This window comes from Solibacillus sp. FSL K6-4121 (genome assembly GCF_038002585.1).
GTDB classification, from domain to species: Bacteria; Bacillota; Bacilli; order Bacillales_A; family Planococcaceae; genus Solibacillus; species Solibacillus faecavium.
On the sequence record NZ_JBBOCS010000001.1, the window covers coordinates 104342 to 121186 of the forward strand.

Here is a 16845-nt window from a genome sequence, read left to right on the forward strand (position 1 = left end):
TAAAGTAAAAAAAATACGTATTATTTATTTAAACGTTGCTGCACTTGATCAAATGTTGGCATACCACCTTGAGCACCAAATTTCTCTACAGAAAGTGATGCAGCAATATTTGCCAAATACACAGCGTCGGTTAATGTGTAATTTTGTGTAAGTGCATGTGCTAAGGCACCATTGAACGTATCGCCTGCACCTGTCGTATCAACAACCTCTGTATGATAACCATTCACTACAACAAGGTTTTTACCATCGTGATAGCACGCACCTTTATCACCTAATGTAACAATCACTTTATTGGGATATTCGGCAACAACCTGCTCATATGGCCGTTGGAAAATTTGCTGACACTCGTATTCATTTGGTGTTATATATGTAACATATTCCATCCACTCTAATGAAAAATGCTGTGCTGGTGCTGGGTTTAATAGAACGTCAATGTTTGACTCACTGCACTTTTGTATAGCATATGCTACCACATCTTTGGAAATTTCCAGCTGCATAATGACAATCTTGCTTTTTTCAATCATGTGCCAGTGCTCATCTATTTGCTGCTTTGTCACCTTGGCATTTGCCCCCGGAACAACAATAATACGGTTATCATTGTTATGGATTAAGATATTCGCAATCCCTGTAGGAGCATCTACAAATTGAATCCCGGCTGTATTAACTCGATGACTTTGTAAATTTGAAACTAGCTGTTCGCCAAAACGATCTCTTCCCAGACAGCCGATAAACTGAACATTACTTCCAAGCTTGGCACAGGCAATTGCCTGATTGGCTCCTTTGCCACCTGGAATCGTTGCAAATTCATTACCGAGCACCGTTTCACCTTGCTCTGGAAAACTAGCTGTGACAACTGCTAAATCCATATTAATACTGCCAAGTACTGTTATCATGAGTTACTCCTTTCTCGTAGAGTCACGTATAATTAATTCAGGTGAAATCTTAATTAGTTCCTTTGCAACTTCCTGTCCTTCAATTTGAGCAATTAATTGCTCGGCTGCTAAACTGCCAAGTAAATAAATATTCTGTGCAACTGATGTTAAACTAGGAGATGTTAGCTCACCAATCGAAACACCATCAAAACCCATAATTTGAATGTCTTCCGGAATGGCATAGCCTAATGCTGTAGCAGCTTTAATCGCTGCAATTCCATCCGTATCACTACAAGCAAAAATACCATCGATTGTGGGATTCTTTTTTAAAAAATCAATAATATCCACATAAGATTTTCTATAATTAAAATGCGATGCTTGTAGTGAAAGAGTTACATCTTCATACTGTTCGCTATATTGCCTAAAGCCATTAACTCGACGTGCAACCGATTCCTCAGCTGACGGACCACTCAGCACTAAAATATTTTTACTACCCCTATCAATTAAATGCTTTGCTGCCATTTCACCGCCAAGCTCATTGTCTGTTGTAATAATCGGAAACGGTAAATTTTCCACTCGATCTAATCCAACAATGGGAATATCCAGATCCATATAAACAGAGTTTGGTAAATGGTTCATCGTAATGATTAAACCTGCTACATATTTCTGTTTTAAGAGCTGAAGATAATTTATTTCCTTTTCTACGCTATCATCTGTATTACACAAAATGATTGAGTAGCCTTTAGCCATACTTACGTCTTCAATTGCACGTGCTAGCTCTGGAAAGAATGGGTTTGTAATATCAGGCAATAACAGTCCAATTGAGCTATCTTGCTTTGTGGATAAGGAACGTGCGATTAAATTGGGTTTGTAGTTTAATTCGCCTATCGCAATTTCTATTTTCTTTTTAGATTTTTCGCTTAAATAACCTTTTTGATTTAAATATCTTGAAACTGTCGCGACTGAAACACCTGCCAAACGTGCGACATCCTTAATATTCGCCATTTTATCTCCCTTTTTTGTCTATAATTGTAATGTAAACGGTTACACAAATTATCGCAATTTTTATATAATTATGTCAATCACTTTTTATAATTTTTACTATTTTTTCTGTTAACTTCGAGAATTTTGTCTGTTATATTGAAATGTCATTCTTTGATTACCCCTCATTTATGGAAACTGTATGATAAATTAAAAATGCCAAATATTAAAAAATGTCCAAACGTTTTTACAACAACGTTTGGACATTTTTTGAAACGAAAATACCCTATGTATGGTGTCTAAGACTTTTAGCTATGGACAGACAAAAAAATACTCCTATCATACAGTAATATCAGGTCTGGTCAACCGATTACGTACGAAAGGAGTTCCACTAATTAATAAAATTTAGTACATACAACATAGAATTTTAAGTATTACTGATGACGAGAAAACTCAATTAAAAATAAGTCCTCTGTCTCCTTTTCTATTTTTTCTATTTCCGGACGATCCCAGTCATCTCCGAAATACTTTTCTTTGTCCAATATATAATGAAGCTTACTGTACTCCGCATTTTGTAGTAAGTGTAAAATATACCCTACTCGGTCCATCATGTATTTATTTAAAGCCATCATATCTTTATCAGACAGCTGACTAATGACTTCTAGAGGTGTATTTTCAGGAATCTTTAAGAACTCATCATAACCATATTTACCCGCATGCATATCTTCAATGATGCCGTTTCTAAAAATAAAATGGACAATTTTGCGTGATAAATCAAACACACTTTCTTCAGGATCAATCTCTTCAGGCACCTCGCACTTGTTAATATATTCTAATAGCATTGAATTCTTATGGCTTTCAAAATTGATATCATCTTCATCTTCCTCATAAAAAAAGCCTTCTATTTCTGCTAACTCATCGATGAATTCTCGATCAAGCTTTTCAAAGGTATCTTTCATAATCTTTAGCAAATTACTTCTCTCTAATGGGGCAATTGAATCCAAAAAGTCGTCTTTAGCTGAGCTCATTTTATAGCCTCCGTATTGTCACAATAATATTGCGAGTAATGCTTCTTTACATACTCATAGTTATATCTCATTTCAATATTTTTATGCTGAAGGGTTTTTCCATTATTCAGGGGGGAGATTTGTCTCCTACTACTGCCTTCAAAGTTCAGGACTGTCACTCTAACGCTCATATCCATACCTGGCGCAAAAAAACGACAAAGCCTTTGTAACTTTGTCGTTTCTATTACTGCATCATGCCATATTTAATTTTAATACGTGTTAGTTTTTCCATTATCGGCTTCGTTAAAATTAATAAAAAAATAACGTTCGATACAGCATAGATGATCGTAAACGGAATTGCTGAGGCAAGTGCTAATACGTAAGCTTCCGTCTCAAATACGCCATACGTCGAAATTGCCCCCCAAATGTCCATGCCAAATGAGAAAAAAATACCAGCGAAAATGCCGAATAATACGAGAGGCACCTTTTTCGTAATCCACTTTGTTTTACCTAGCAAACCAGCTACAAAGCCAATCATCCCCCAGGTAAACATTTGAAATGGTGTCCATGGGCCTTGTCCGAAAAACATATTTGATACGAGAGCTGACAATGCCCCTGTTAAAAAACCTGCCTCAGCTCCTAGTGCAAAACCAGTTATAGCCGTAATGGCCGTTACTGGTTTAAAACCTGGTGTAGCCACAAACAAGCAGCGTCCAGCCACAGAAATTGCTGCCATAACTGCAATCGTCAAAATTTCCCGTGGCTGCGGCTTACGACGTTCGAATGAAATGAAAAACGGGATACAGCTAAGTGCAATTACACACAGCGAAATCATATAATACTTTCGGTCCTCGAAAACCGTTATACCTAAATATAGAACAGCCGGCATGGCAAACCCAAACACTATTAAATTGACGAATATTCGAATTCTGTTTTTTGACATCGCGTAACCACATCCTCATATGTAATGACTTGTTTTTCAAACGAACGAGCAATGCGATGTGCTGCAGTTGTATAAAAACTGTTACCACTATAAAAGCTGCGTGGTGTCCCTTGTGACACGAGTGAGCCGTCAAAAAACAATGCACAGCGTGAGCTGTATTGTGCAGAAAATTCGATATCATGCGTTACCATCACAATTGTTAACCCTTGTCGCTGTAGCTGATGCAAAATAGCAGCTAGTTCTTCCTTTGCATGTGCATCTAACCCTTTAGTCGGTTCATCTAATAAAAGGAGTTTCGGTTCTAGCAGTAGCACTTTTGCAAGTGCTAGACGCTGTTGTTCGCCACCACTTAAATCATATGGATGCCGCGTTAGAATATGCTGTAAATGCAGCTGTTCAATAAGTACAGCCATTTGTTGCTCTGTTGCCTCAACTACTTGTAATTCCTTTTCTGCAGTTTTTTCTGTGAATAATATTTTGGGGTCCTGTGGTAAGTATGCTACCGTTTGACGATAAAGCTCCTGATTTCGATATTGCTTTAAGTTCTTTCCAAAAATTAAAACGTCACCTCTATAAGGTTTCTCTAGACCTGCCAGTACATTAAGGGCCGTCGATTTCCCCGTACCATTGCCACCAATAATTGTATAAAATTCACCTTCATGCACGCTTAACTCAAATTGCTGTAATATATCGGGGGCATTACGTTCATAGCGAAACGCAATATTTTTCGCTTCCAATATTGGGCTACCTAACTGTTGCTCCTCTGCTTTGAATGCGACCTTATGCCATGAAAAAGAACGGAGCCATTGTTGTCCTTCACGAATCGTAAGCGGTGCCTCACCTTCGCCGTCTAATGCAGCAAAAATTTTAGTCGCTGTTGGCAGCGCCGTAATCATCGGATGCTCTTTTGGAAGCTCTAATAGCATTTTTCGAGGCGTGCCATCATAGATTATTTCCCCTTGCTCCATCACAACAACACGATTGGAAATCGGTAGCAACTCCTCTAATCGATGCTCAATACAAATAATCGTTATGCCAAGTTCTTCATTCAAGCGTTTTAATGTTTGAATGAATTCCATCGCTGCAATCGGATCCAGCTGAGATGTCGGCTCGTCTAATAACAATACTTTCGGCTGCCCTACTAAAACCGAGGCTAAATTTAACAGCTGTTTTTGGCCACCCGATAACACCGTTGTCTTTTCACGGAACCATTTATGAATGCCAAAAAAATTTGCCATTTCAGCAACACGTCGACGAATTGTTAGCTGATCCATCCCTAAATTTTCAAGACCAAATGCGAGCTCATGCCATACTTTATCTGTCACAATTTGATTTTCAGGACTTTGCATAACGTAGCCAATTTCTGTCGCGGCTATTTTTGCGTCTAGCTGTTCCAAATTTTCACCTTGATAATAAATGGCACCGCTTTTGTCCCCATGTGGCTGAAGTTCTTTTTTTAATTGCTTTAATAATGTACTTTTACCGCAACCAGATTGTCCAATAAGCGTAACAAATTCTCCGCTCGCCACCGTTAGCTTAATATTGTTCAACACCGGCTTCGGCTCATTTGGATACGTAAACTTTACATCTTCGACTTTAAGTATTTCCATTTTCGTGTCTCCCTTACTTCAATAACGAGTGGAATCATTAGTAATGCGGTATAAATCGCGTATACCGTTATACTTTTCCAGCTCCAATCAATCGCTGTAAATGTTGGATAATAGTAAAAAGTCGCATAGCCTAATGCACTTGCAGTTAATAGCAGTGCTACAAGAAAACTAATCATACCAAGCATTATCCCGTCACGCTTTTCAAATAAAAACAATGAAAAAGACGAACGCTTGCCAATGCCATAACCGCGCGCCTTCATAGAATCTGCTGTTTCGATAGCGTTTTCGAGTGCCCATGTTATTAGAATAGAAATAATCCGCATCGTACATTTAGCTCGATGTACAAGTGAACCCGTAGTATAATCCATTCCCATCGTTTTTTGAGCTCGGGCAATACGCATGAGCTGATGCTGAAAGCGTGGAACAAGACGCATCGTAATCGATAGTGTTAACGCAAGGACGGGTGACAATTTCCCAAATAAATATAAAAATTTATCTGAGGTCATCACTTCGTTGTAGCTGCTAAACCAAAGCATAACAGCTGTTAGCATCGTTGCCATTGCCACACCATAGCAAATGGCCTCCACTGTTACCGCATTGCCATTCAAATAAAACAGCACCTTTTTTCCATCGTGGCTTATGAATGGATTGATAATGGCCATAATAATAAAAAGTGGCACATACAGCTTCCAATCTCGTAGAAATCGCCCTCGACGAAATGCAAAATTAACACTCATCGCCGCACAAATAGTAATCACTAAAAATACGGGATGCATAATAAACATGCCAATTCCTATGGCTGATAAAAAGAATGCAAATAAGACGATTGGATGATATGTTTCAAAAGCTGTCATTATGGGCCATCTACTCCTAAGTCGCGACCTAAATCGACCGTATAATGCCATTCGACATTATCCCCGTCCTTTAAAACGTATTGACTGCTTCCATAGTTCGGGAAATTATCATTTACACGATACATCCAACCACTTAAAGGACCTGCACTAAATTCATATAAATGATTAATCCCTTCAATATAGACGTTGTTATAAACGTTTTCATTTGCTCCTTCGTATTCTAAATGAATACCATGTTCTTTCACGGCACGCTGTAAAACCTGCCAAACAGTTTCTTTGTCTGAGAGCAATTCATATTTTTTCGGCGTTAAAACAAAACCACTTGCTGGAACATATTGCTCGCTTTGCAATGAAGGATGCAACATATCCCAATGTTTTAGTAAGCTGTGCACTTGAATCGAAATTGTGGCGTAACGCTTCGGCTTCTCTACTGGCTGAACTGGTTTTTGCTGTACTGGTTTTTGCTGTACCGGTTTTTCATCAGCTTTTTTTTGCTCTGTTGGCTTTTGTGTAATTGGCTTTTGTTCGACTGGCTGCTCAACTACTTTTTGTTCAGTCGGTTTTGGGGCCTGCTTTTCTTCAGCCTTTGTTGTTTCTACTACTCCGTCCCCTTCTTCTATTTGTTCTTTTGGAGCCTTTTCTTCCTCTACAATAGGTTCAGCGGTCTCTTCCTTTGTTTCTGAAGGAATTGGCTGTACGATTTCTTCCTTACTTCTCTCCTCTTCTTGCATTTGCTCATATTGTTCAACGGATTGAACCCCGCAGCCCGTTAGTAAAAAGGTAAGTAATAAAAAAAATATTAATTTTTTCATTACTTCATCGTTCCTTTCACAAATTGAACGCTCATTTTTGCCATTTGAGCACGTGTTGTCGGATCGGATGGGTTAAATCTACCGTTTGAGCCTGTTGCGATGCTATATTCAGCTAAAAAAGCAAGGGCTTGTTGCTCTTCTGCGGGTAAATGAGCAGTATCACTATAGGTTACATTCTTCTTCGCGACATATGGTGCATGCTGTATGTTGTATGCACGCATAAGCATTAAACCTAGTTGCATACGAGTAATTTTCTTATTTGGGTTGAATGTCCCACCGTTATATTTAATAATTCCTGCCTCATAAGCTGCAGCAATCTCATTTTTACTCGCAACCGCCATATTTCCTAAATCCTGATACGGTGCATTCTCTTTATTGGTAATCTTCATGGCACGAACAATAATTGCGACTGCCTGAGATCTAGTTAAATGATTATTCGGTCTAAATGTTCCATCGGCATACCCTTTTAAAAGACCTAACTCAACCGCTTCATCAATATAAGGTCTAGCCCAACCTGTTGTTGTATCATTAAAATTAGTATTAGTTTCTTTCATCTCATATAATGACGTTTTACCATTTAGTACGCGGTCATATGCTGCTAAAGCATACGTCGCTTGCTCTGTTGCCATCCCATTTGCACGCTTTTCTGTTAAGACGTGCTTGAAGCCACCATCAGCTGCATTATAAAATGCTAGCATCTTCTGTACATGTTCCGATGCATCTAGACCTAATGCGGCATAAGCAGTGATTACTTGTGCAGCTGTCTCCGCGTTGTTATAACCGTTCGCCGCTAATGCATTCATTTTTGCGATTGCACGCTGAAGTGCAGGTTCAACCTTTTTATCTTCAGCATACGGTGCAAGTGCTTGAATAGCCATCGCTGTTAAATCCAAATCAGCAGTTTCTCCACTTAGCGTAAATCCTCCATCTGGAAGCTGCTCTAGTAAAATAGCGTTTACTAATTGAGCTCTTACAGGGGAATCGTATTGCTTCGTATCTAAGGCAATGAGTGCGAAAGTCGGACCGTTCACACCTTGCCAGACAACATTCGTTACTTCTTCAAGTGGCTTCGTTAAATCATAGCCTCCTACATTTTTCGGATCTTTTCCAATGGCTGATAAGGCAATGATGACACGTGAGTATTCAGTATACTTATATTGGTGTAGCTTCCCTTTCAGTGCTTTTACTTCCTTCACTACATTTTGATAATACGTCTCAAAATAATTCGCTGGCACTTGAGCCTCGCCTCGTGCTAGACCGATTACAACCCATTCATCACCGTACGTTGGATTTGGCACTTGCTTCACCATGTACTGAGCGGCTGAATTATAAGCATCAACCGTATTTTTTGCCTCTACTTGCTGTAGCGGTACAAATGCAAGTATCGTTAGTAATAGCACAACGAGTATTTTATTCAATTGCTTCATTTTTTCCCCCTCTTTCATATGGCAAAAGTCCATCATAGATCTATGATGGACTTTCGACTTATAGTTTTACATCAATCCTGCTTCATTTAATGTACGTTTTAAAATTTTCGCCATTTGTGCACGTGTTAAAGAACCACGTGGATCAAATGAACCATCCTGTTTACCAGTCATAATGTTTAACTGCGCTAATAGTGCAACATCCTGCTTGTACATTGCTCCAATTTGCGCACCGTCCTTATAAGTTACTTCGCCATTTACAGATGGCTTCTTCTCTACGTAAGCAAGTACGCGTGCCATAAATGCTGCTGCTTGTTGACGTGTAACGTAATCTTTTGGATCGAATGTTGTATTTGTACGACCAGTTGTAATACCTGCTTCGTATAAAGCTGTAATCGCCTGTTCATACTCTTTCCCAACTGTATCCGTGAATGGGTTCTCACCTAACGCTTTTAAACCTAATGCACGGGCAATCATCATCGCAAATTGACCACGTGTAATCTTACTTTGTGGCATAAAGTTGCCGTTTGATCCTTTAATTACATAACGGTTTGCTAAATACGTGATTTCATCTTTATTGCTGAAATTTGCAATATCATTGAATGTCACTTGCTCAGTTGATGTTACAAATGTTCCACCTGCTTTTGTGAACACGGTTGCTTTACCGTCTACAATTAAATGCGGTACAGCTATTAACGCACCGTTCTCTTCTTGTAAAATAACGATTTCTCCATTTTCTGCTGCATTTGATGTTGCATTAAATTTACTATTCACTGCCGCAATAAGTGTAGACTTTACATTGCCATTAGCTACAGCTACTTTATTTGCTGCATTAACAAGGAACGTTAATTTCACATAGCCTGATGAGAATGCGAATGGCTTTGTTTCGCCTTTTTCATTCATAATCTGAATTGCAAATGTAATTTTCCCATCTTGTTCCTCAACTTTTACAGATAATTTTTCACCCTCTGCAAGTGTTACGTTTTCAACAGGAATTGTTAGTACTAAACCTTTTGGGGTTGTTACGATTACTTCTTTTTCCCCCGCTAAATCTGCACCTGTTAATTGTGTTGTAAAGATTTCATCCGTTTGCTCTGATTCTTCTGTTGTTGGTGGTGTTACTGTTGAACCTTCACCTGTTGAACCGCCACCTGCACCTGCTGAACCGCCACCTGGTGACCCGCCTACATCTTCACCTAAATCAGATGTGTAGACCCAACTTACAACATCGCCTGCTTTTAATTGATACACATCTGCTGATACTTCTGGGAATGCACCGTTAACGCTGAACATCCAGCCGCTTAATTTACCACGATCAAACTCGTTAACGCCCGCAATACCTGCAACATACATCCCCATTGATGTTTGTCGTGCATTTAACGCAATATTTTTTGCCTGTGTAACACGTTTTAATAAATCAAATGCTGTTTCATCTGCTAAAATTTCAAACTGCTCACTTGGTAAAACAACTTCTGATGCAGATACAGTGATCGACATCGTTACCTTACTATTCGTTATTACTGGTGGAGCCGTTGCGCCGCCATCTGTACCTGGTTTCCCTTGATCTGGTTTCCCTGAATCAGGTTTCTCTGAATCTGGTTTTTCTGAATCAGGTTTTTCTGGTGTTGGAGCTGGAGTTACTGCATTTTCTGCTACTGTATAAAATGTTGATTTTCCATTTAACGCATCCGCTAAAGCGATATACACTTGCTCTAATGCCATTAAATTCGAGTTTGTTTGCGACGCCTTATACAGTACGCCACCATCTTTTAGAATATAGTTATCTACTAAGTGACCTACGATATTTACGTAGTCATCACCTTTTTTATAAGACCATTTTGTTGAGAATAAATCTTCCCCCACTGCTGCTAGACCTGAAATAATCGCTGCCATTGAGTTCGAGTTATCTGTGAAGCCTTTTGCTTGATAGTTCGCATGTACAGCCGCTACCGCTTTGTCAATCGCTGCTTTTACTGCTGGGTCATCTTTAAATGGTGAAAGTGCAAATAATGTCCACCCTGTTGCATCGTTATCACCAAAATAGCCTGTTGTTTTATTTTGTAAAGCTAAAATAGCCTCGATCTGCTTTTGTTGGTCATACTCTGCATTAGCTAGCTCTAACGCGATTAAAGCGAATGCTTCACCCCAAATTGTCGAGAACAGACCGTTTTCCTTTTGCATTGCTAATAAATCTGCTACTTGATTGCGCCCTTTAATGTTTAATGGATCTAAACCTAATGCTTTTGCTGCAATAATTGTGCCCGCAATCTTATTTGTATCATTTTGTGATGCTTCTAACGGGGTTGTAAAGAACGTACCTGCAGTTGTTGGTGCAGTTGTCCAGTCGTATGTGCCTGCATTGACATTTGCTGCCTTCATCGCTGTTAACATCCAAAATGCGCTATGTGATTCATTTACACGTGCCGTTACAGTTTCTTTATTTGCTTGTAAGTATGTTGCGCCTAATTTTAATGCATCTTCCGCTTTTTTACGGTTTTCTGCTGGTTGCTCATCTGGTGTAACCAATAATGATTCATACGTACGAATAATGCGAGGGAACGAGGCAAGTTCTTTATTGCCGTTATCCGTCAAAATAGTACCTGGTAAATCTTTTGTAAAGCGAAGTTCATAATTTCCTTCTACTACTTCCACTGCAGGAATCGTTACTTCACCTTGTGCATTTGTAACATATTTTTTTCCGTTATATTCAACAGTTACGTCTGCTAAATCCGTTATATGTGGTCCTGAAATATGCTCATACAAGTAAGATACTGTATTATATTTACCTGTCACTTTAATTTTTACGTCTGTACCTGCCACTACCGTTGTTGGCATATCAATGATTGGATTAAACGTAATTTTATCGACAGATTCAGCACCTGAATACATGATTAAGTTGTACTCTGGGAATTCATAATTTTCTATAACTGAAGATGCATTAATATAATCCCAGACAATTGTATCGCCATTTTTAATTTCAACGTCTTTTCCATAAACATCTGGATATTCCCCATTTACTTTGTACATCCAGCCACTGCCTACACCTAGGCCTTTTTCACCGTCTACACCAATATTTTTAAAGTAGCCCGTTGAGTCGCTGTAGTCATACGTAATTTTATGGGCATCTAAAATTTGCTGTGTTACTTGTGCAGCATTAATTTTACCGTTACCTTTAATTTCAAAGTCTTTTACATTTAGTACTGTACCTGCAATGCCTTCAACACGGAAATTCACTTTTAAGTCATTTACAGGTTGAATTGAATCGACAACTTTTACTGAAATTTTTTGCTCTTGTGCACTTAATAATGCAGGAGCTAGTAGCTGTAATTCATATGTACCAGGTGCCGCTTCAATTGCTAATGTTAATTGTTGTTCGTCCTGCTTAGTAATATTTGTAATTGTTAAACCATCTGGCGTTATCCAATTTTCTAATGTTGCTGCCTGTTCAGTAAATAAATCCCCTTTTACAGACACTTCAACAAGTTTCTCGCCCTCTTGTTCAGACGCCTGTGCCTCTAACATTGGCGATAAACTATAATAAACAGATACTATATCATCTGCTTGAAGTTCATAGCTTCCTAAACCAAGTTCAGGTGATTCACCGTTAATCGAATAACCCCAACCATCCCAATGACCTAATGAACCCGATACTAAACTATTAATTGATTTTACATACGGGCCATAATCGCTAGTCACGACTTCAAATGGGATATTTGCAGCTGTTAATGTTTGCTGTAACGCCTCAAGTGCACTTGCTCCCTTTGTTACGGATATATTGGAGTTGGCAATAATATTTTCTTTTAACCCTTTTACTTCTAGTTGCACACTAATTTGTTCCACTTGTTTCTCTAAATTTTCTACCTGCTCAGCATCTACCGTTGCTGGCGCTATAAGTGATACCATTAGAACAAGTGTTAATGCTATATGCAACCACTTTTTCCAAAAATCCATGCAATAAACCTCCTGAAAGTTTTTCATGAATAATGTTTTGCCATTAACCCAATACAAAAAAAAAAGCCATTCCTCAAATTGAGAAATGGCGGAAAACAGAAAAAAGCATATAAAAATACCCGTTCATCTATTTGCCGTACATTCTCCTTATTCCGAAGAGAGTTAATACGATAAAAATAAGTCAGGTCTCCTGGCTCGTGTATCATGTGCAAGCCTTCCCATTGACTAGAGGCATTTTTCCTCATTTAACAGTGGCATATTTTACACAGTCTTCTACACTTACAGTTGCGGATACAGCTTCGGTTTCACACCGAATTCCCTATTATGCTCAATTAAGAGCAACCTATTTCTGCAAAACATATTCAATTGGAATTTATTTTAACACAAAAATATGATTAGCATAGTACTTTTTTCAGAATACTATAAAAAAGAAATTTTTGAATTACTTAACTGTTTAATTTTACTTGACGGTTACATATGTCCGTTTTATTTATAATTAGCAAGTTTATATCGTAATAAAGGTAACTTGAATAAAGAAAAGGAGCTAATTTTTAAGGATTCCCCCCCTCACAGGCATTGGAAAAAGGGTATTAAACAAGAGACCAACTCCCATTCAATACCCCTAATCAAGCAATTCATTTAAATGTCTTCTCTTTGAAATGAAAGCAATTTATCTCGCAGCGCTTCATCACTTGCGTAAATATAGAGCCCTTTAATACCACGTTTCATTAAAATATTGATGGAATTTAGGACAATCTTTTCTTTCGCTTCAGTAACATTGGCAATACCCTCTGTACCTGTATAAGCACCCTTATCCGTCAAGATTGCTAAAGTTAAGATTTGGATGAAAAAAGTTAAAATTGCCTGAAAATTTTATTGATATTATCAAACAGTTAATAGTCTTCTTGTATAATTTACCATATAATTATAAGTGTAATATATTATTATTGAATGGAGGAATTTACATGATTGGGTTAGAAAAATCGATTATTTATGAATTAGGTACATATGAAGCCGAAGTTTATGACGTTGAAGTTTTTAATTACGAAGACGTAACCATCTCCATCACTTTAAAAAAGTATATGGAACAACAGTATTCTGCGGATTATATTATTGAGGTAGAAGATCAAATAATAAATGGCGTAACAGGTATCTTCTCCACTAAAGAAGAGGCTTTGTTTACTGCTGAAAAGTTTATATTGGAAGCATTGGTTAACTAAAATTTTTAACCCCCTAAACACTGTTCTTTTCTATTTGAGGATAATGCTAGTATAAAGAAAGTTCAAAACGTTTACGTCATTCTTTCATTAAAACAACAATGGACATATACACAAATAGCACTCAAGTAGCAGCTAATGATGCAGTTATCAAAAGCTCATAAATTACATTGTAATTTTAAATTATTTTAGTGGTGTTTTAAATACTCTTCGTTGAAATAGTAAAAACATCAAAACCTCTGTTTTTTAAAGGTTTTGATGTTTATTGGAATCATTAATTTACATGATTATTTTTCTAAAAGATCAATAAATTTGCTAAGTTCATTTTTAGCTTTGTCAGTTGTTCCATTCAATTCACTCATAAGCTCAAACAATTTCTCATATGAATTCATAATATCTACTTGAACTTCCTTCAATTCTTGAGCCACTTGTGAAAGTGGAATAACTTCTTCTTCTTCAAACATGTCGACATAACGTGGAATGTTCAAATTGTAATCATTTTCTTTGATTTCATCCAAAGATGCCACGTGAGCATATTTCTCAACGTCTACGCGGTTACTGTAAGTTTCTATAATTTTGTTGATATTTTCAGGAGAGAGTTTGTTTTGGTTCTTGCCTTTTTCAAACTCATTTGAAGCATCGATAAATAAAATATCTTTATTTTTTCGAGCTTCACGACCTTTGAACACTAGCACACATGTGGGGATACTTGCCCCATAGAACAAATTAGCTGGCAATCCAATAACTGTATCTAACAGATTGTTGTCGATGATATTCTTACGGATTTTCCCTTCAGACGCACCACGGAAGAGTACACCATGTGGCAACACAATAGCCATTGTTCCAGCTTTATCTAAATGGTACAGTCCATGAAGAACAAAAGCATAATCTGCCTTAGATGCAGGTGCTATACCATAACCCTTGAAACGTGAGTCTTTTTCTCGGTCAACGTCTTTTGTATCCCATTTTTGAGAATATGGGGGGTTAGCTACGACCGCGTCGAACTTCAAAGGAATTTGTGTGCCATCTTTTTCAGCAAACGGCCAGTCAGCATCAAGTGTGTCTGCACGATTCAACTCCATATTTCGATAGTTAACACCATGCATCATCAAGTTCATGCGAGCTAAGTTATAAGTCGTAGTATTCAACTCTTGGCCGTAAAAATCAACGCTTCCTTCTTCATCACCATTTGGCAATTCTTTTTGAACTGTCAAAAGAAGTGAACCTGATCCCATTGTAGGGTCATATACGCGGAATTGATCTCCAGTAACATCTGCATTGATCGTGACAATTTTCGCCAGTATTTGACTAACTTCATGAGGTGTATAGAATTCCCCACCTTTTTTCCCTGCATTGGCAGCAAACTGTCCAATCAAATACTCGTATACGTCACCCAAAATGTCACGTCCTGAATTATCTTTGAAAGTGAACTCGTTAATCATCAAAACGATATCATTCAAAGCCTTCGCACGTTCATTTGTACTTGAGCCAAGACGTGTGTCCCCGAGGTTAACATCTGAGAATACGTTAGCAAATTCAGCTTCAGCGACTGCGTTACGTTTGGCATTTGTATTGAATGAGTCAAACATGTCTTGGAAGTCACTAGCTTTGATTTTGTGATTTTCAATTTTTGATACGATTTTGTCCCAAGTATAGGCTGGATCAATCGCATATCCGATACCTTTACTAATTTCTTCAAGGTAATCCTCTTTTTCAGTGTCATCTGTCACTTCGTAGAACTCTTCCAAATCATTGACTTTTAAGTATTCATCCTGATTTTCTGATAAATAGCGATAGAACATAAATGGCAAAATATAGTTCTTGTACTCACTTGCATCCATTGTACCACGCAGTTTGTTAGCCATTTCCCATAGCTTCGATGTAATATCTGTAGCATTACTCATTTGTGTAATCTCCTTTTCTTATACAAACATTTGTTGAAGTAGTGATTTCTTTAAATCTTTGAGTGAATTTAACTCACGCTGATGAAGGGTAATAAGATTCGTCAAATGATTAAAAAAGGCAACTATTTTGTTTTGTTCATCAATATCTTGTGATATATAAATAGTACCTTCAAGAAATCCTAAATCCGTAATGTTAACATTGTTTCTCGCACCAATATTTACCAACGGACATAAATAAGCATCTAGTCTACCTTTATCTTCAAAATAGCTTTGAATAATACTTGAATTTATACTCGGGATACTATGGTAAACACAATACAAAGATGGAACAATTCCATCTAATCCTTTGTTTGTTCTGATAATTCCATTAGGATAACCCTTTATTGGTGACTTTGTGTATATTACATCACCTGACTTCACTACTCTGTAGTTTTTAACCGACTCTTCTGTTGACCGCAACCCAAAGAATATATGTTTTTTTACTAGCTCAGTTCCTAATGATGCAGCTAGTACATCATCTTGTGTATATTTTCCTCTATTATTTCTTTCATCTGCAGGAAATAATAATTCTGACAACTTACGCTGTTCCCAAGCATCGGTAAATCCTTTTAAGCGAATTTCAGGAACATTTGCTCCATCTTTTGGAAACATTTTTTTGAGCATGCATTTTTTCACTATTACTAACTTGTCATATTTACTCTCATGAAGAGTGATAATATCGTCTATTAGTTTTAAGAAGCTACCAATTTTTGTTTGCTCATCTTTAGAATTTGGCAATTCAATATTTAAACTTAAAAGATTTTCGGGTTTAACAGATTGGCGTTTTGTAACAGTCCCTTCTTCAAACTGTAAAGCTCGTTGTTTAAAGTTTTCACTTTTAACTATTAATTCAATAAATGATGGAATTTCATCCGTTTCAAATGTAACGTAAATTGGCGATATAACACCTTGACCATGTTTATTTCTATCAATTGCACCATATTTTAAATTTGAAGGATTATAGACAATATCATCATATTTTGTAAATAAGTATGTTTTTTTAGTAGCATCTTTTGTCAAAAAATCTCTATTATTAGTTTTTCTTTCACTACGATCAATTACACCTTGGCCAGCTGCAAAGGCTAAGAGTGGAGTATCTTTAGAAATTTTTTGCTTCACTTTTCTTTCTTTTAATATATCATCCAATTTACGCTGTTCCCAAGCATCAGTAAATCCTGCGAATCTGATTTGGGGTGTTTTTGTTATTTTATCGCTCACTTCAAATCTCCTT

Annotated in this window: 13 protein-coding genes and 1 riboswitch; of the genes, 1 reads left to right on the top strand and 12 read right to left on the bottom strand. The window is 37.4% G+C overall.

Features of this window, described 5'->3' with window-relative positions; all coding sequences use genetic code 11:
- Positions 1 to 20: 20 nt before the first annotated feature.
- The 10 genes from rbsK to MHH95_RS00685 all read right to left on the bottom strand — a co-directional run bounded on the left by rbsK (position 21) and on the right by MHH95_RS00685 (position 13276).
- Complete coding sequence (gene rbsK, locus MHH95_RS00640; RefSeq protein WP_340726044.1) at positions 21 to 893, bottom strand: ribokinase; 873 nt, start codon at positions 891 to 893, stop codon at positions 21 to 23.
- A 3-nt stretch (positions 894 to 896) separates the two neighbouring features.
- Complete coding sequence (locus MHH95_RS00645) at positions 897 to 1877, bottom strand: LacI family DNA-binding transcriptional regulator (protein ID WP_340726045.1); 981 nt, start codon at positions 1875 to 1877, stop codon at positions 897 to 899.
- Positions 1878 to 2287: 410 nt separating this feature from the next.
- Positions 2288 to 2881: a hypothetical protein gene (locus tag MHH95_RS00650; protein ID WP_340726046.1), complete on the bottom strand. Its 594-nt coding sequence runs from the start codon at positions 2879 to 2881 to the stop codon at positions 2288 to 2290.
- A gap of 223 nt (positions 2882 to 3104) precedes the next feature.
- Positions 3105 to 3803 (bottom strand): ECF transporter S component, encoded by a 699-nt coding sequence (locus MHH95_RS00655; RefSeq protein ID WP_340726047.1) that lies wholly within the window; start codon positions 3801 to 3803, stop codon positions 3105 to 3107.
- Positions 3767 to 5413 (bottom strand): ABC transporter ATP-binding protein, encoded by a 1647-nt coding sequence (locus tag MHH95_RS00660; protein ID WP_340726048.1) that lies wholly within the window; start codon positions 5411 to 5413, stop codon positions 3767 to 3769. The genes MHH95_RS00655 and MHH95_RS00660 overlap by 37 nt, the downstream gene beginning before the upstream one ends.
- Positions 5386 to 6267 carry an energy-coupling factor transporter transmembrane component T gene (locus MHH95_RS00665; RefSeq protein ID WP_340726049.1) on the bottom strand — a complete coding sequence of 294 codons (882 nt, stop codon included), beginning with the start codon at positions 6265 to 6267 and terminating at the stop codon, positions 5386 to 5388. The genes MHH95_RS00660 and MHH95_RS00665 overlap by 28 nt, the downstream gene beginning before the upstream one ends.
- The gene (locus MHH95_RS00670) at positions 6267 to 7079 is read right to left on the bottom strand and encodes a DUF4430 domain-containing protein (RefSeq protein ID WP_340726050.1); all 813 of its coding nucleotides are present in this window, start codon (positions 7077 to 7079) and stop codon (positions 6267 to 6269) included. Before MHH95_RS00670 ends, MHH95_RS00665 begins: the two co-directional genes overlap by 1 nt.
- The gene (locus MHH95_RS00675; protein WP_340726051.1) at positions 7079 to 8506 is read right to left on the bottom strand and encodes an S-layer homology domain-containing protein; all 1428 of its coding nucleotides are present in this window, start codon (positions 8504 to 8506) and stop codon (positions 7079 to 7081) included. Before MHH95_RS00675 ends, MHH95_RS00670 begins: the two co-directional genes overlap by 1 nt.
- 66 nt (positions 8507 to 8572) lie before the next feature.
- Entirely contained in the window at positions 8573 to 12454 is a 3882-nt protein-coding gene (locus tag MHH95_RS00680; RefSeq protein ID WP_340726052.1) for a DUF4430 domain-containing protein, read from the bottom strand.
- 163 nt (positions 12455 to 12617) lie between these two features.
- Positions 12618 to 12815, bottom strand: a riboswitch (cobalamin riboswitch).
- A gap of 278 nt (positions 12816 to 13093) precedes the next feature.
- Positions 13094 to 13276: a DNA/RNA helicase domain-containing protein gene (locus MHH95_RS00685; RefSeq protein WP_445682983.1), complete on the bottom strand. Its 183-nt coding sequence runs from the start codon at positions 13274 to 13276 to the stop codon at positions 13094 to 13096.
- Positions 13277 to 13419: 143 nt separating this feature from the next.
- Here MHH95_RS00685 and MHH95_RS00690 point away from each other — a divergent pair, with 143 nt between their 5' ends.
- Complete coding sequence (locus MHH95_RS00690; RefSeq protein ID WP_340726053.1) at positions 13420 to 13674, top strand: hypothetical protein; 255 nt, start codon at positions 13420 to 13422, stop codon at positions 13672 to 13674.
- Positions 13675 to 13958: 284 nt separating this feature from the next.
- Here the strand turns inward: MHH95_RS00690 and MHH95_RS00695 are convergent, their stop codons facing one another.
- Complete coding sequence (locus MHH95_RS00695) at positions 13959 to 15575, bottom strand: type I restriction-modification system subunit M (protein ID WP_340726054.1); 1617 nt, start codon at positions 15573 to 15575, stop codon at positions 13959 to 13961.
- 18 nt (positions 15576 to 15593) lie between these two features.
- Positions 15594 to 16832, bottom strand: a complete 1239-nt coding sequence (locus MHH95_RS00700; protein WP_340726055.1) for a hypothetical protein — start codon at positions 16830 to 16832, stop codon at positions 15594 to 15596.
- Positions 16833 to 16845: the final 13 nt, after the last annotated feature.

Excerpts from the sequence above, each read along its gene's own strand:
- MHH95_RS00675 (WP_340726051.1), bottom strand. The coding sequence starts at position 8,506 with ATGAAGCAATTGAATAAAATACTCGTTGTGCTATTACTAACGATACTT.
- MHH95_RS00680 (WP_340726052.1), bottom strand. The coding sequence starts at position 12,454 with ATGGATTTTTGGAAAAAGTGGTTGCATATAGCATTAACACTTGTTCTA.
- MHH95_RS00655 (WP_340726047.1), bottom strand. The coding sequence starts at position 3,803 with ATGTCAAAAAACAGAATTCGAATATTCGTCAATTTAATAGTGTTTGGG.
- MHH95_RS00660 (WP_340726048.1), bottom strand. The coding sequence starts at position 5,413 with ATGGAAATACTTAAAGTCGAAGATGTAAAGTTTACGTATCCAAATGAG.
- MHH95_RS00650 (WP_340726046.1), bottom strand. The coding sequence starts at position 2,881 with ATGAGCTCAGCTAAAGACGACTTTTTGGATTCAATTGCCCCATTAGAG.
- MHH95_RS00695 (WP_340726054.1), bottom strand. The coding sequence starts at position 15,575 with ATGAGTAATGCTACAGATATTACATCGAAGCTATGGGAAATGGCTAAC.
- MHH95_RS00665 (WP_340726049.1), bottom strand. The coding sequence starts at position 6,267 with ATGACAGCTTTTGAAACATATCATCCAATCGTCTTATTTGCATTCTTT.
- MHH95_RS00690 (WP_340726053.1), top strand. The coding sequence starts at position 13,420 with ATGATTGGGTTAGAAAAATCGATTATTTATGAATTAGGTACATATGAA.
- MHH95_RS00645 (WP_340726045.1), bottom strand. The coding sequence starts at position 1,877 with ATGGCGAATATTAAGGATGTCGCACGTTTGGCAGGTGTTTCAGTCGCG.
- MHH95_RS00670 (WP_340726050.1), bottom strand. The coding sequence starts at position 7,079 with ATGAAAAAATTAATATTTTTTTTATTACTTACCTTTTTACTAACGGGC.
- rbsK (WP_340726044.1), bottom strand. The coding sequence starts at position 893 with ATGATAACAGTACTTGGCAGTATTAATATGGATTTAGCAGTTGTCACA.